15 protein-coding genes are annotated in these 14,406 nt (G+C 64.2%); 10 read left to right on the top strand and 5 right to left on the bottom strand.

All coding sequences use genetic code 11. The features are described 5' to 3' along the window. Positions 1–118 precede the first annotated feature (118 nt). The 5 genes from AC1DRD_RS13115 (at position 119) to AC1DRD_RS13135 (ending at position 4,634) form a co-directional block, all read left to right on the top strand. The gene (locus tag AC1DRD_RS13115) at positions 119–784 is read left to right on the top strand and encodes a DUF6975 family protein (protein WP_478029211.1); all 666 of its coding nucleotides are present in this window, start codon (positions 119–121) and stop codon (positions 782–784) included. A 67-nt stretch (positions 785–851) separates the two neighbouring features. Further along, positions 852–1,709, top strand: coding sequence for an AAA family ATPase (locus AC1DRD_RS13120; protein WP_478041893.1), 858 nt, complete (start codon positions 852–854; stop codon positions 1,707–1,709). Between the two features lie 190 nt (positions 1,710–1,899). Continuing rightward, positions 1,900–2,775 (top strand): DUF817 domain-containing protein, encoded by an 876-nt coding sequence (locus AC1DRD_RS13125; protein ID WP_478041715.1) that lies wholly within the window; start codon positions 1,900–1,902, stop codon positions 2,773–2,775. A 50-nt stretch (positions 2,776–2,825) separates the two neighbouring features. Beyond that, the gene (locus AC1DRD_RS13130; RefSeq protein ID WP_478041716.1) at positions 2,826–3,395 is read left to right on the top strand and encodes a CHAP domain-containing protein; all 570 of its coding nucleotides are present in this window, start codon (positions 2,826–2,828) and stop codon (positions 3,393–3,395) included. Positions 3,396–3,455: 60 nt separating this feature from the next. Continuing rightward, positions 3,456–4,634 carry a vWA domain-containing protein gene (locus AC1DRD_RS13135; RefSeq protein ID WP_478041717.1) on the top strand — a complete coding sequence of 393 codons (1,179 nt, stop codon included), beginning with the start codon at positions 3,456–3,458 and terminating at the stop codon, positions 4,632–4,634. Positions 4,635–4,661: 27 nt separating this feature from the next. Here the strand turns inward: AC1DRD_RS13135 and AC1DRD_RS13140 are convergent, their stop codons facing one another. From AC1DRD_RS13140 to AC1DRD_RS13150, 3 genes are all read right to left on the bottom strand, one after another. Next, on the bottom strand, positions 4,662–4,874 hold the full coding sequence (locus tag AC1DRD_RS13140; protein ID WP_478029215.1) for a hypothetical protein: 213 nt from the start codon (positions 4,872–4,874) through the stop codon (positions 4,662–4,664). A gap of 72 nt (positions 4,875–4,946) precedes the next feature. Next, positions 4,947–6,143, bottom strand: coding sequence for an exo-beta-N-acetylmuramidase NamZ family protein (locus tag AC1DRD_RS13145; protein ID WP_478029216.1), 1,197 nt, complete (start codon positions 6,141–6,143; stop codon positions 4,947–4,949). Beyond that, entirely contained in the window at positions 6,140–6,664 is a 525-nt protein-coding gene (locus AC1DRD_RS13150; protein ID WP_478029217.1) for a DOMON-like domain-containing protein, read from the bottom strand. The genes AC1DRD_RS13145 and AC1DRD_RS13150 overlap by 4 nt, the downstream gene beginning before the upstream one ends. Before the next feature lie 98 nt (positions 6,665–6,762). Between AC1DRD_RS13150 and rimO the strand changes: the two genes are divergently transcribed. Both rimO and AC1DRD_RS13160 read left to right on the top strand, forming a co-directional pair. Then, positions 6,763–8,091 carry a 30S ribosomal protein S12 methylthiotransferase RimO gene (rimO, locus tag AC1DRD_RS13155; protein ID WP_478041718.1) on the top strand — a complete coding sequence of 443 codons (1,329 nt, stop codon included), beginning with the start codon at positions 6,763–6,765 and terminating at the stop codon, positions 8,089–8,091. A gap of 62 nt (positions 8,092–8,153) precedes the next feature. Further along, the gene (locus AC1DRD_RS13160; protein ID WP_478041719.1) at positions 8,154–9,155 is read left to right on the top strand and encodes a hypothetical protein; all 1,002 of its coding nucleotides are present in this window, start codon (positions 8,154–8,156) and stop codon (positions 9,153–9,155) included. Here AC1DRD_RS13160 and AC1DRD_RS13165 read toward each other — a convergent pair. Then, a complete protein-coding gene (locus tag AC1DRD_RS13165) occupies positions 9,152–9,994 on the bottom strand; it encodes a LysR family transcriptional regulator (RefSeq protein WP_478041720.1) in 843 nt (280 codons plus the stop codon). The genes AC1DRD_RS13160 and AC1DRD_RS13165 overlap by 4 nt on opposite strands. Before the next feature lie 85 nt (positions 9,995–10,079). On the opposite strand from AC1DRD_RS13165, the gene AC1DRD_RS13170 reads away from it, so the two are divergent. Genes AC1DRD_RS13170 through AC1DRD_RS13180 form a run of 3 tightly spaced genes read left to right on the top strand, consistent with a single transcriptional unit; the run spans position 10,080 to position 13,637 of the window. After that, a complete protein-coding gene (locus AC1DRD_RS13170) occupies positions 10,080–10,739 on the top strand; it encodes a VOC family protein (protein ID WP_478041721.1) in 660 nt (219 codons plus the stop codon). 59 nt (positions 10,740–10,798) lie between these two features. Then, entirely contained in the window at positions 10,799–12,202 is a 1,404-nt protein-coding gene (locus AC1DRD_RS13175; RefSeq protein ID WP_478029222.1) for a serine hydrolase domain-containing protein, read from the top strand. Between the two features lie 46 nt (positions 12,203–12,248). Next, on the top strand, positions 12,249–13,637 hold the full coding sequence (locus AC1DRD_RS13180; RefSeq protein WP_478041722.1) for a leucyl aminopeptidase family protein: 1,389 nt from the start codon (positions 12,249–12,251) through the stop codon (positions 13,635–13,637). A 134-nt stretch (positions 13,638–13,771) separates the two neighbouring features. Here AC1DRD_RS13180 and AC1DRD_RS13185 read toward each other — a convergent pair whose 3' ends face one another. Further along, complete coding sequence (locus AC1DRD_RS13185; protein WP_478041723.1) at positions 13,772–14,404, bottom strand: DUF937 domain-containing protein; 633 nt, start codon at positions 14,402–14,404, stop codon at positions 13,772–13,774. Between the last annotated feature and the right edge of the window lie 2 nt (positions 14,405–14,406).

Here is a 14,406-nt window from a genome sequence, read left to right on the forward strand (position 1 = left end):
AGTGCCCCGCTCCTGCGGCGGTTGCGACATACTTAAGGGCACATAAACCGCGTCTTTACGTGGTTCGGTATATCCCTCTGCCCCAAGAGTGCGCGGAGCCACATTGCATTGGGGAACCATGTCAGTCGAAACACTATCATTTGATCGTCGCGGTGGCGGGTGGAGCGTGCTCGCCGCGCTCGCCGATGCCGACGGCAGCGCGCGCCACCCGTTCATTCGCGCCATATGTGCGCCGGGTGCCGCGACGCGCGACCTCGCTGACGCGATCCACTTGCTGTGCGCATTGCACGGGCGCCATCCCGGGGTAATCGATCATGCGGTCGGCCATGGGCACAGCCAGACGGCCCAGCCGTGGCTGGAAGCCGCGGCCGAATCATTCGCCGACGAACGCGCCTTGCTCGCGCGCCTGACCGCCGCGGCCGGACCGATCCCCTCCACGCCGGGCCAGGCCGAATCGGAAGCCGCCGTCAATGCGCAGCGCCACGCGCTCGACATGCTGGCGCAGTCCGACCGCGCCGGGTGCGCGGTAGGCGCCTCGATCGCCCTGGTGCTCGACTGGCACGCGGTGCGCGCGCTGATGAGTGCCGCCGCCGATCGCGCGGGGTTCGCGCCGCTGCCGTCCAACCTGCCGATCGATGCCGAGACGCAGACGATCGCGGTGACATTGGCCTCCGAAGCGCCGGTCGAGCGCGCGATGAGCTTTGGCGCCCAACAGCTGCTCGCCCAGCATCGCGCACTTTGGGATCTGGCCGAAGCCCGCAAGAGCGCGCGCGACCGGAGCTGAGCTTGCGTTTTCCCTTTGGGCAGTTCTAAGCAAACCCGAGTTTCGAAAAAATTCGGGGACAGCAATGATTCGCTTCGAAGGCACCCAGAGCTATGTCGCGACCGATGACCTGAAGGTCGCGGTCAATGCCGCGGTGACCCTTCGCCGTCCGCTACTGGTCAAGGGCGAGCCCGGTACCGGCAAGACCGTTCTGGCCTATGAGATCGCCAAGGCGGTCAACGCGCCGCTGATCGAGTGGAACGTCAAATCGACCACCAAGGCGCAGCAGGGCTTGTACGAATATGACGCAGTCGCCCGCCTGCGCGACGGCCAGTTGGGCGACGAGCGCGTCCACGACATCTCCAACTATATCCGCAAGGGCAAATTGTGGGAGGCGTTCACAGCGCCCGAGGTCCCCGTCCTGCTGATCGACGAGATCGACAAGGCCGATATCGAATTCCCCAACGACCTGCTCCAGGAACTCGATCGCATGGAATTCCATGTCTACGAGACCAAGGAGACGGTGCGCGCGGCCGAGCGGCCGATCGTCGTCATCACCTCGAACAACGAGAAGGAATTGCCCGACGCATTCCTGCGCCGCTGCTTTTTCCATTATATCAAATTCCCCGACCGCGACACGATGCAGGCGATCGTCGACGTCCACTTCCCCGGCATCCAGAAGATCCTGGTGTCGAAAGCGATGGACATTTTCTACGACGTCCGCGACGTCCCCGGCCTCAAGAAGAAGCCGTCGACCAGCGAGTTGCTCGATTGGCTGAAGCTGCTGCTCCACGAGGACATGCCGCTCGACGTGCTGCAGAATCGCGACCCGACGAAGGCGATCCCGCCGCTCCACGGCGCCTTGCTCAAGAACGAGCAGGACGTGATGCTGTTCGAGCGGCTGGCGTTCATGGCCAAGCGTCAGCAGGGCGGCGGCCCGCGCTGATTGCGGCAGCAGATGGCGGCCCGCCCTACCGCTCTGAACGACAAGCGCCTCAGATCAAATACCGTCACCCCAGCGCAAGCTGGGGTCTCAAGCCTCTTGAGATGAGCATCTGGTCGGATCGTCCCCCGGACGATCCTTAAGCATGCGGGGCATGCTTAACCTGATGCTCTTTCGCTGGCATGACGGGTAGATGAGCGATCATCCCTTGCAGCCCGGCGCCACCCGCTTCGCCCGCGTCCGCGCCAAGCTCGAGGCGGCGCAGCCGAGCAGCGGGTGGAAGTCGTGGGTCTACGAATTCCTGCTGTTCGGCTTCAAGCAAGGCTGGGCGTGTCTGTTCGGCGCGCTGATGCTCGTGCTGCTGCTCGGCGCGCACCTCTTCTACCCCGATGACGCGCCACTCGCTCGTAACGACTTCGTGACCTTGACGGCGATCGCGATCCAAATCGGCATGCTCGCCTTCCGGCTGGAGAATTGGGAAGAGGCTAGGGTTATCCTGGCGTTCCACGTCACCGGTACGATCATGGAGCAGTTTAAGACACAGGCCGGCTCGTGGAATTATCCGGCCGGCGGCGTGCTCCATATCGGGCTGGTCCCGCTCTATTCCGGATTCATGTACGCCGCGGTGGGCAGCTATATCGCGCGCATCTGGCGCATCTTCGGGATTCATTTCGATCATTGGCCGTCCCGGCGCGCGCTGATCGCGCTTGCCGTCGCGATCTACGTCAATTTCTTCTCCCATCACTGGCTTCCCGATATCCGCTGGCTCTTGTTTGCGATCATCGCGCTGATGTTCTGGCGCTCGCGCTTCTATTTCACGCCGTTCCGCCGCGAACGCTGGATGCCGGTGCTGCTCGGCTTCTTTCTGGTCGCCCTGTTCATCTGGTTTGCCGAGAATCTGGCTACCTTCGCCCATGCCTGGTCCTACCCCAACCAGCGTCACGGCTGGGCGATGGTGAGCCCCGCCAAGCTCGGTTCCTGGTATCTGCTGATGATCATATCGGTCGTGATGGTGTCGCTGATCCATCACGACGATCGCGAAATGAATTTACGGTCACCAGCTAATTAACCCCGTCCGCCAACCATCCGGTCAGTCCACACTCCCTATGGCAGGCGGGCATGAGGAGATATCCCCCCCATCTCCGCGTGCTGGCGGCTGCTCTTTCCCTGTTGGCGGGAATAGCCGCCCCAGCGCGCGCCGGAACATTGCTCGACTATGTCGGGCAGTGCGTGCCGTTCGCACGAGCGGCGTCCGGCATCCAGATCTATGGCGACGCCTGGACCTGGTGGGATCAAGCCGAAGGTCGATATCGCCGCGGCCAGACCCCGCGCGCTGGAGCGGTCGTCGTCTTCCGCAAGACCGCGCGGCTGCCGCTCGGCCATGTCGCGGTGATCAGCCGGGTGGTCGACAGCCGGGTGGCGATGGTCACCCACGCCAATTGGTCGCGGATGAACGGCGAGCGCGGCCATGCCGAGCAGGACGTCACGCTGACCGATGTCAGCCCCGACAATGACTGGAGTGAAGTGCGCGTCTGGTATCGCGACGCCGAAGGGCTCGGATCGACCACTTTCCCACTTTACGGCTTCATCTATCCCTTGGCGCTGGACGGCCATAAGGCGAAGCCCGCGCCCGAATTGACCGGCCGCGATCCGGATTATGTCGGCGCGCTGATCGACGCCTATCGCTGAAACCTGGTCACGGCCCGGTGCTATTGAGTACAGGCCCTTGGCTGCGTTAAGACCATACCCATGTTTCTGAACTTCCTCGACGAGCTTCGTGCCGCTGGCATTCCTGCGAGCATGAAGGAGCATCTCATCCTGCTCGAGGCGCTCGACAAGAACGTGATCGATCGCACGCCGGAGGATTTCTATTATCTCAGCCGCGCCGTGTACGTGAAGGACGAAGGCCTGCTCGATCGCTTCGACCAGGTGTTCGCCAAGGTCTTCAAGGGGATCGCCACAACTTATGGCACCCAGCCTGCGGAAATCCCCGCAGACTGGCTGAAGGCGATCGCCGAGAAATATCTCTCGCCCGAGGAAATGGAGCAGATCAAGTCGCTCGGCTCGTGGGACGAGATCATGGAAACGCTCAAGAAGCGTCTGGAGGAGCAGGAAAAGCGCCATCAGGGCGGCAACAAGTGGATCGGCACGGGCGGCACGAGTCCGTACGGCAATTCGGGCTACAATCCCGAAGGTGTGCGGATCGGCGGCGAATCCAAGCATGGCCGCGCGATCAAGGTGTGGGATCAGCGCGAGTTCAAGAATCTCGACAGCACGCGCGAGCTCGGTACCCGCAACATCAAGATCGCGCTCCGCCGCCTGCGCCGCTTCGCGCGCGAAGGCTCGGCCGACGAACTCGATCTCGACGCGACGATCGAGGGCACGGCGCGCCAGGGCTGGCTCGACATCCATATGCGCCCCGAGCGGCATAATGCGGTCAAATTGCTGCTGTTCCTCGACGTCGGCGGATCGATGGATCCCTGGGTCAAGCTCTGCGAAGAATTGTTCTCGGCGGCGACGTCAGAGTTCAAGAACATGGAGTTCTTCTATTTCCACAACTGCCCGTATGAAGGCGTGTGGAAGGACAATCGCCGCCGCTTCACCGAGCGCACGCCCACCTGGGACGTGCTTCGTAAGTTTGGCCACGATTATAAGCTGGTGATCGTCGGTGACGGATCGATGAGCCCCTACGAGATCACGCACCCGGGCGGTTCGGTCGAACATTTCAACGAGGAATCGGGGGCGGTGTGGCTGCACCGGATGACGACCACTTACCCCGCCGCGGTCTGGCTCAACCCGATCAAGGAAGAGCAATGGGGCTATTCGCAATCGATCAAGATCGTCCGCGAGCTGATGAACGACCGCATGTACCCGCTGACGCTGGCGGGGCTTGATGACGCGATGCGCGAGCTGACGCGCAAAAGGTGAGGGTCAAGCTCTAGAAGAAGTCGAGCTTCAGCACGCCTCTAACTGCGTGAGTTTTTCCTGAAACTTCTCGGCGAGTTCGAGCCGTCGTGCGCGCGCTTCCGCTGTCACGGCGTTCTTCGCGGCGATGCGCTCCTGGGCGACCCGGCGCGCATAAAAACGAATATCTGATTCCATAGCTGCGATCCCGATCCCCGCGATTCGGTTATCCACAGACCATGTCACGCTGATGACGCGATGCATCCCTTTTGGGATCAAAGGGGAGCGACTCGCGATAGAATGCGGGTTTCGCGTCGTTTTCGGCCAATCCAACGGTCAATAGAGCAAATGCGGCCGCCGTACCTCCGCCCAAACAGCCTCATCGGGAACGGTCAGCGAATCGAGATCGCCCGGCAGGGCGGCCGCATCGTCGACCCATTCACGCAGGTCCGTGCCGCCATTGATGACGTCGATCGCCAGTTTGTCGAAGACATATTCATAGGCGAAATCGCGCCATAGGTCGTAGTCGCCATAAATCGTGCGAACCGCCTTGAACGCCAGCGCCTGAAGCCGCCACGGGCGAAACGCGTCATGGTCATAGGCAGCGCCCTCGGCATGGATGAACACGCCGTTGCACAACCGCCCGACATGCTTGTGAAAGGTCGGCTGGAACCAGAGATCGCGCAGCGTGCAGCCGTCGAGCCATCGCGGTGCGATCCGCCTCATCTCGGCGATGACCGCGCGCGCGTCGATATCGGGGGCGCCGAACAGTTCGAGCGGGCGCGTCGTCCCGCGTCCCTCGCTCAAATTCGTGCCTTCGAGCATCACCGTCCCGGCATAAGCGCGCGCCATATTGATGTTGGCGGCATTGGGACTGGGATTGATCCAGGGGCGTTCGGGCGGCCAGCCGAAGCCGGGCGCCGCGTCGGGTTGCCATCCCTCCATCGCGATCACCCGATAATCGACGTCGAGCTTGTAATGATCGATGAACCAATGCCCCATCTCGCCCAGGGTCATGCCGTGCCGCATCGGCATCGGCCCCGCGCCGACAAAGCTTTCCCAACCGGGGCGCAAGGTTAGCCCTTCGATCGGCCGTCCCGCGGGGTTGGGTCGATCGAGCACCCACACCGACTTGCCGTGCGCCGCCGCCGCTTCGAGCACGTAGAGCAATGTCGTGACGAAGGTATAGATGCGGCAGCCGACGTCCTGAAGGTCGATCAGAATCGTGTCGAACGTGCCCATCGACTGGCCGGTCGGACGCCGCACTTCGCCGTACAGACTGAACACCGGCATGCCGTAGGTCGGATCGGTGAAGTCGGGCGACTCCATCATATTATCCTGCAGATCGCCGCGCACACCGTGCTGCGGACCGAACACCGCGGAGACGTTGAGCCCCGTCGCGACCAATGCGTCGATCGAATGCGTCAGGTCCGCGGTGACCGAGGCCGGGTGCGCGAGCAACGCGACACGCTTGCTCTCGAGCGGTTTCCTCAGGTCTGGCTCGTCGAGGAGCCGGTCGATACCGAATTTCATGCGCGATCAGGTGCCGGGAGCCGCGCGACAAAGCAATCCGCGTTGTGAAAATCGGGCGGCCCGGCGGGGTGTTCCAGCGCCCAAAAGCTCTTCGACCCGTCGACCGCTTCGATCACGGCGGTAAGGCCGAGCCGCCAGTCCATGTCGGCGATATCGCCCAGGTCAATCCTGGCGGTGAGCGCGGGCGATCGCCATGACAGATCGGGAACCGCCGCAGCGTTGCGCATGCCGACGCGGTGCCCATCGAAGTGATAGGTCGCCCAGCGCCCCGAGGGCGACAGGTTGAGCTCGGTATAGCCCGCCTCCCCCGTCGGCTGGACGAACGCTTCTAAACAGGTGTGCGTCCATAATTCATCGGTCCGAGCCGATGCCATCGGCTCGGGCCAGAGGACGCGATCCAGCGCACCTTCAACCGAGTAGCGCAAGGACAGACGAGCGCCATCACGGGCGATCGCGACGTTGATCGCGATGACTGCCGTGCTCTTGAAATCGGGATGCGGCCGCAGCCAATAATCGGGCAAATCGACCTCTCTCGCTCAGTAGCGCTCGACGGCGAAGGATAGGCGCGCAGCCCTACCCTGTTCAAGCGGCACCAAAACGCTTATGTGCGCGCGCAATCATGGCAACCAAACTTCCCGAACCGCCCCGCGTGGGTATGGTGTCCTTGGGCTGTCCCAAGAACCTGGTCGACAGCGAGCGCATCCTGACCAAGCTGCGGTCGGACGGCTATCAGCTGTCGCCCGATTATGCCGGCGCGGACGTCGTGCTGGTCAATACCTGCGGCTTTCTCGACTCCGCCAAGGAGGAAAGCCTGGAGGCTATCGGCGAGGCGATCGCCGAGAATGGCCGCGTCATCGTCACCGGTTGCATGGGTAAGGAAGCCCAGGTCATCCGCGACCGCTTCCCGGCCGTGCTCGCGATCACCGGCGCGCATGAATATGAGCAGGTCGTCGGCGCGGTGCACGAGGCGGCGCCGATGCCGCCCAACGCGTTCCTCAACCTTGTGCCCGAAAGCGGGCTCAAGCTGACCCCGCGCCATTACAGCTATTTGAAGATTTCGGAGGGCTGCAACCACCGCTGCGCTTTCTGCATCATCCCAAGCTTGCGCGGCGACCTGGTCAGCCGCCGCCCCGACGCGATTCTACGCGAGGCGGAAAAGCTGGTCGAAGCGGGCACCAAGGAACTGCTGGTCATCAGTCAGGATACGTCGGCCTATGGTGTCGATATCAAGCATTTCCCACGCATGTGGCACGGCAACGAAGTCCGCGCCCACATGACCGACCTGGCGCGCGAACTCGGCAAGATCGCGCCCTGGGTCCGGCTCCATTACGTCTACCCCTATCCGCATGTCGATCAGGTCATCCCGCTGATGGCGGAGGGGTTGGTGCTCCCCTATCTCGACATTCCGTTCCAGCACGCGAGCCGCAACGTGCTCAAGCTGATGCGCCGCCCGGCCAACGAGGCGAAGGTACTTGAGCGCATCAAGTCATGGCGCTCGATCGCGCCCGATATTGCAATCCGCTCGACCTTCGTGGTCGGCTTCCCCGGCGAAACCGAGGAGGATTTCGAATATCTGCTCGACTGGCTCGACGAGGCCCAGCTCGACCGCGTCGGCGCCTTCCGCTTCGAACCGGTAGAGGGCGCGGCGGCGAACGCTTTACCCAACCATGTGCCGGAAGACGTCAAGGAAGAGCGCTACGCCCGGATCATGGAAAAGACCGCAGCGATCAGCGCGGCCAAGCTTCAGGCCAAGATCGGCCGCACACTGCCGGTGATCATCGACGCGGTCGACGAGGACGGCGGCGCCACCGGGCGCAGCCAGGCCGACGCGCCCGAGATCGACGGAGAGGTATTCCTGCGCGATGCCGGTCACCTGACAGTCGGCGACATCACGCCGGTGCTCATCGAAGACGCCGACGAGCACGATTTGTTCGGTGTCCCCGCCTGATCTGTCCCGATCTCGGACAGCACTATTGCCAGACGCCGCGCGCCACCTAACAGAGTGGCGTCATGAAAATATGGGCGATCGTTCTGGGGCTGACCGTGGCGCTAATCGCGCCTGCAGCGTCGGCGCAGATCGTGTCCGCGCCGCTACAGAAGATCGTCACGCCGGTCGATCCGATGGTGATGGCGACCGACGATTTCACGCGCCTCGCCAATCCCGCAATCTGGGACGGATTGTCGGTCAATCGGATCGAATTCCGCGAAGATCGCGCCTTTTGGCGTCTCTATCGCATCGTCAATCTGCGTCATCCCGGCGGGCCATTATGGTTCGTGCCGCACGATAACGAGAATGCCGCATTCCAGGCCGCGATATTCGCGGTGCGATCCTATGGCGGCGTGGTGATCGCGATCGAGGAAGCGCGCTCGATCGATGGGCCCGACAGCCGGATGAACCCCGACGTCGCTTATGGCCGTTCGATCGACCCCAATCGCAATTTTCGCGACGATACGCCCAATTACGCCGCGACGGTGCTGGCGGATCTGGGCAGTCCGACGCGGCTGATCGTGGCGCTGCACACCAACGAGCCCGGCTATAGCGCCTCGGAATCGACCTGCACGCCGCCCGATGCCGGCTATACCGGCAAGGGCGAGATTTCGGTGCTGTTGTGCAGCGACCTCTATTCGCCGCGCCCGTCGATCCGCGCGGCCTGGCCCTATGACGACACCGACAGCGTCGCGATCGTCTCCTATCTCGGCGACCGCAGCCCGGCGAGCGGCTTTTGCGCGCGGCCGCTGTCCGATGCCGACATGAACATCATGTTCGAGCATGTCGTGACTAGCGACGGGTCGCTGTCGAATTATGCGCTGTTCCGCGGATTGCCTTATGTGAATCTGGAAACGCAGGATCGCGGCACCGACCCGATCGGGCTCGGCAATGCGCGATCGCGGCTGCTGGCGATGATCGGCACGGTGATGACGCGCTGTGCGCCGGTCGAAGGCATTGCGCTGCGACCACCAGCAGTTCCGGTCCGCACGCCGGCACCGGCCAAGCGCAAGAAACGCCGTTAGGCGAGCAATTCCCGGATCTGCGCTGCCTCGGGCGAAGTCAGCGCTCCTCCGATCCCGCAGAGATACAGCGTGTTGGGCGCGCGTCCCGCCGTCGCCGGTTCGAGGCCGGCCGCAAGGCAGGCATCGAGCGGCGCGATCGTCGCACCGCGCCCGGCGCGGACGCTGATCAGCGCCTCTTCGAGTTCGGTGCAATGGTCATGACGGATCAACGACGCCGGTTGGCGGCCGAACACGCGATCGAACCAATGGCCGAACACATAGTCATATTCGTCATAGGTGATGAAACGCAGCCGCTCGATCGCATCGAGACTGCCGACATCGCCGATGGCGCCCACCAGCACCGCTTCTTCGCCCGCCAATTCGACCGATTCGACCGGCACCGCGGTCACCGCGCGATAGGTCACGGCCAGATCGATCTCCCCTGCCAGCAACGCCGCGAGCAGGTCTTCGTGCGATCCGGTGCGAAACAGGATCGGCCGCGCATCCGGCATGCTCGCGAACAGAAGTGGCGCGAGCCGGTAGCGGCCGAACCCAGTCACCGCACCGATCCTGAGCGGCGTGACGAACCCGTCGTCGCGATTGAGATAGACGCGCACCCGGTCGATCTCGTCGAGCGCGCGGCCGATCGTATCGAACAGCACCCGTCCTTGCGGAGTCAGCCGAAGCGCCCGGCCCGATCGCTCCATCAAGGTCACGCCGACATCGCGCTCGAACCGTCGAAGATCCGCATGGACCGCTGGCGCCGATTTGCCGATCACCCGTGCCGCCGCGGCGATGCCGCCGGCCCGCGCGACCGCGTGGAATATAGCCGCCCGCCGCAGGTCCGCACCCTCAAACATTCTGCATTGCCTAACGATTCCATTCCAACTTCCGAATTACGGAATTACCGACGCGAGTCTAGAGTGCGAGTGAAGGAGAAATCCGATGCTTGTCCGACTGTTGCTCGCCTGCCTGCCGATTGTCGTTCCCGCCGTCGCGACCGCGCAATCCGGCGGCACCGCCCATCTCTATGCCTACACGGTGAAGGACCGAGCCGCGTTCGAAGCCGGCTATCGTCAGCATTTGCGCTGGCATGCTGCTCATGCCGACAAGCTCGCCTGGTTCGCCTGGTACGTGACGAGCGGCAACCGCGCGGGCGCCTTTGTCGATGGGACGTTCGGGACGACACCCGACGGGCTGGCGGGTCGTCCCGATCCCAAGGGCGACGGCGCCGACTTCCGCGCCAATGCCGGGCCCTATGTCTCCGCGATCGGCGACGAAGGTTGGGAATTGTGGCGCGAAGCGAGCCGCGCGACGCCGCTCGAACAGCGGCGACCGGGAACCTATCTACGCGTCTATGCGATGGCCGCGGACGATACAGCCGCGTTCGAGGCCGCCATCGCCGCTCGGCGGCTGCAGGGCGCGATCTGGTATCGCAGCCTCGACGGAGCGCCCGGACGCTATCTGCTGATGCTCCCCGCGCGGTCGCCCAACGCTCCGGCGCCTATATCGCTGAGCGCCGGACCGATACGCACGCTGCGTGCCGAAACCTGGCGCTACGCCCCGCGCATGGCGCTCATGCCCGGTGTACCGCTGGCCCGCTGATTGCGCGCGGCGAATGGCAGCTTATAGCGAGCGGGCATTTCTTTCGGAGCCGCCCGCCGATGCGCTTTCTGCCGCTTGCCCTGCTTCTCGTCGCCACGCCAGCGCTCGCGCAGGATCTGACTCCCGCCGAAACCACCAAGGTCGACTCGATCGTCACCGACACGCTGGCGCGCAACGGCGTGCCGTCGGCGTCGATCGCGATCGTGCGCGACGGCAAGATCGTGTTCGCCAAAGCCTATGGCAAACAGTCCGAGACGATCGCGACTCCGCGCAGCGACGCCCCGTATCAGATCGCCTCGATCTCCAAGCAATTCACCGCCGCCGCGATCCTGATGCTCGAAGATGAGGGCAAACTCAGCCTCGATGACACGGTGGCCAAGTGGCTGCCTGGCATCACCGACGGCGACAAGATCACCATCCGCCAGCTGCTTAGCCACACGTCGGGCCTGCAGGACTATTGGCCCCAGGATTACAGTTTCGCGGCGATGGAAAAGCCGATCACGCCGCAGCAGATCGTCGATCGTTGGGCGAAGAAGCCGCTCGATTTCGCGCCCGGCACACAATGGCAATATTCGAACACCGGCTATGTCGTCGCCGGGATGATCGTCGAAAAGGCCGCGGGCAAGCCGCTGCTCGCCTATCTGCAGGACAAGGTATTCAAGCCGCTGGGGATGAAGGTGATCGATCAGGATCTCGCGGTCGGCAAAGGCTTTCCGCAAGGCTATCATCGCTATGCGCTCGGCCCGGTGCGGGTCGAGAAGCCGGCGGCGCGGGGCTGGCTGTTCGCGGCGGGCGAACTCGCCATGTCGGCGAGCGATCTCGCCAAATGGGACATCGCCCGGCTCAACCGCAGCGTGATGCCCGCTGACGACTGGCAGGTGCAAGAAACCCCGATCCTGCTGACCAACGGCAAGTCGACCAATTACGGCCTGGGGGTCTTCACTGGCACCGCCAAGGGGCATCGCTACGTCGAACATAGCGGCGAGGCCGTCGGATTCCTGTCCGAGAATATCGTCTATCCCGATGACAAGGCCGCCGTCGTGGTGCTGGTCAATTCGGACTTCTCCGACGCCTTTACCGGCATTGCCGGCCAGATTTCCGAGCTGATTTTGCCGCCTGCCACCGAGCCGGCTGCTGCCGGCGACGCCGAAACGGCGAAGACCGCGCAGGCGCGCGCGATTTTCGACCAGTTGCGCGCGGGCAAGCTCGATCGCGCGACGATGACAGAGGACGCCAATTACTATTTCGACGCGACGGCGATCGGCGATTATCGCGACAGCCTGGCCAAGCTCGGTGACCCGGCGTCGTTCACCTTGACGCGGCCCGCGCGGCTGCGCGGCGGGTTCGTCAACCGCAACTATACCGTAACCTATGCGAACGGCACCAAGCTAGCCGTGGTGACCTACGCCGAGCCCGACGGCGCCGGCCGCTACGAACAATTCATCGTGATGCCCGCCGAGTGACCGGCGCTCTTGACCAGATGATCCGCTTTCCCGACGAGACCGCCACATGACCGACTTCGCCGCCCTCCTCCAGCCCGATCGCGGCCAGTCCGCCCGCGCGATCGAGGTCGTCCATCCCGACGGGTTCGCCGATTGGCTGGCCGCGCAACCGCCGCGCGTGCGGGCGATGCTCACCGCTGCCCGGGCGACCGGTAAGGCTGGGAACAAGGCGATCCTTCCCGGCGAGGGCGCCGAGGATTGGTCGGTACTGCATGTCTGCGACGAAGCTGGGACGTCGCCATGGCGCATCGCGTCGCAGCCCGATTTCCTGCCCGAAGGCACGTATCGGCTGAAAAGCGGTGATCTGGGTGCAGCGGGCCTAGGCTGGCTCCTCGCACAGCATCGCTTCGACAAATATACCAAGCCCGACAAGGACAGCGGGCCGCGCGTCCTGCTGACCAGCGATCCGGCAGCGATCGACGAGACCGTCAGACTGGCACAGGCGACCGCGTTGGTCCGCGATCTGGTCAATCTCGGCTCGTCCGACATGGGCCCGGCCGAGCTCGAGGCCGAGGCGGCGAAGCTTGCCAAGGCGTTCGATGCGACGTTGACGGTCACGCGCGGCGACGCGCTGACGACGGGCTATCCGATGATCGACGCCGTCGGCCGCGCCGCCGCCAAGCATCGCGCGCCGCGCTTGATCGAGATCGAATGGGGCAATCCCAAACATCCGCGCGTCGCCGTGCTGGGCAAAGGCGTTTGCTTTGATTCGGGCGGCCTCGACATCAAGCCGGCGAGCGGCATGCGGCTGATGAAGAAGGATATGGGCGGGGCGGCGCATGCGCTGGCGCTGGCCAATCTGATCATGGGCGCACGACTGCCCATTCGCCTGCATGTGCTGATCCCCGCGGTTGAGAACGCGATTTCGGCCGATGCTTTCCGCCCGGGCGACGTGCTCAAGACGCGCAAGGGACTGACGGTCGAGAATACCAACACCGATGCCGAAGGGCGGCTGGTGCTCGGCGATGCGTTGACCAAGGCCGGCGAAGCGAAGCCCGAACTGGTGATCGACTATGCTACGCTGACCGGCGCGGCGCGCGTCGCGCTCGGTCCCGATCTGCCCGCCACCTTCATCAGCGACGAGGTGCTGGCCGCCGATCTGATCGAGGCGGGCACGGCAGTCCACGATCCGTTGTGGCGGTTGCCGCTATGGGACGGTTATGACGAATATCTGAAGTCCGACATCGCCGACCTGATCAACGCACCCGACAATGGCTATGCCGGCGCGGTCACTGCTGCCTTGTTCCTGCGTCGCTTCGCGCCCGAGGCGGTGCCCTGGGCGCACCTCGACACCTTCGCCTGGCGCCCGACCGCCAAGCCGGGACGTCCCAAGGGCGGCGATGCCCTGGGCGTGCGCGCCGCCTGGGCGATGCTCAAGAAACGCTACGGAGGCTAATGTCGTTTCTACGCTTCCCCGGCGAAGGCCGGGGTCCAGCGTCACCGCGACCAATTGGCTAGGCGGCACCTATCCAACATAAGGCGTTGCAACTGGCCCCCGCCTTCGCCGGGGAGGCGTGAATAGAGAATCCGTCAGGCCGGCCGCCCCCCGCCGCGCACCATGCCCAGGATATCGTCGAGCGGATTGCCGTCGTGATTGGCATCGAGCATCGATGCCAGCCCGCCGAGACTGCCGAAGATGCCGCCGGCCGGCGCCGCGGCGGGTGCCGCCGGGATAGCGGGAGCAGCACTCCCGCCGCCGCCCGCGATCATCGACGTGAGGACGCTGGCGGCGATCCCGCCCATCACGCCACCGCCCATCTTCTTCGATACTTGTTGCGCGACCAGCCCGGCGACGATCGGCAGCATCGCCTTCATGATCGTGTCGCTGATCCCGGTTTGCGCCGAGGCGGCGGTCGCGACCGAGCGACTGACGTCCTTCGATCCGAAAATCTGGCCGAGCACGGCATTGCCGGCATCGGTGTCGGTTGCCGGCGATGTGGTCGCGCCGGCAATGTCGGCGACTGAGCCGAGCCCGCCGCCCTGTTCGACCTTCTTCAATCCGCCGAGGACCGCCGGCAACAAGGCGCCGACCGCCGCATTGGCCTGGTCGGGGGTCAGCCCGAATTGCTGCGCGAGCGCGCCGACATCGACTTGTGGTGCCGCGCCGGCGTCACCGCCGGTTGCGCCTGTCGCCTGCTGTAGAAGCTGTCCGAGAATATCCATTG

Source organism: Sphingomonas sp. P4_G2 (assembly GCF_056401155.1).

Coding starts and splice junctions, on each gene's coding strand:
- AC1DRD_RS13165 (WP_478041720.1), bottom strand. CDS start 9,994: ATGTTTGAGGGTGCGGACCTGCGGCGGGCGGCTATATTCCACGCGGTC.
- AC1DRD_RS13185 (WP_478041723.1), bottom strand. CDS start 14,404: ATGGATATTCTCGGACAGCTTCTACAGCAGGCGACAGGCGCAACCGGC.
- AC1DRD_RS13180 (WP_478041722.1), top strand. CDS start 12,249: ATGACCGACTTCGCCGCCCTCCTCCAGCCCGATCGCGGCCAGTCCGCC.
- AC1DRD_RS13145 (WP_478029216.1), bottom strand. CDS start 6,143: ATGAAATTCGGTATCGACCGGCTCCTCGACGAGCCAGACCTGAGGAAA.
- AC1DRD_RS13115 (WP_478029211.1), top strand. CDS start 119: ATGTCAGTCGAAACACTATCATTTGATCGTCGCGGTGGCGGGTGGAGC.
- AC1DRD_RS13160 (WP_478041719.1), top strand. CDS start 8,154: ATGAAAATATGGGCGATCGTTCTGGGGCTGACCGTGGCGCTAATCGCG.
- rimO (WP_478041718.1), top strand. CDS start 6,763: ATGGCAACCAAACTTCCCGAACCGCCCCGCGTGGGTATGGTGTCCTTG.
- AC1DRD_RS13140 (WP_478029215.1), bottom strand. CDS start 4,874: ATGCATCGCGTCATCAGCGTGACATGGTCTGTGGATAACCGAATCGCG.
- AC1DRD_RS13130 (WP_478041716.1), top strand. CDS start 2,826: ATGAGGAGATATCCCCCCCATCTCCGCGTGCTGGCGGCTGCTCTTTCC.
- AC1DRD_RS13135 (WP_478041717.1), top strand. CDS start 3,456: ATGTTTCTGAACTTCCTCGACGAGCTTCGTGCCGCTGGCATTCCTGCG.
- AC1DRD_RS13175 (WP_478029222.1), top strand. CDS start 10,799: ATGCGCTTTCTGCCGCTTGCCCTGCTTCTCGTCGCCACGCCAGCGCTC.
- AC1DRD_RS13170 (WP_478041721.1), top strand. CDS start 10,080: ATGCTTGTCCGACTGTTGCTCGCCTGCCTGCCGATTGTCGTTCCCGCC.
- AC1DRD_RS13125 (WP_478041715.1), top strand. CDS start 1,900: ATGAGCGATCATCCCTTGCAGCCCGGCGCCACCCGCTTCGCCCGCGTC.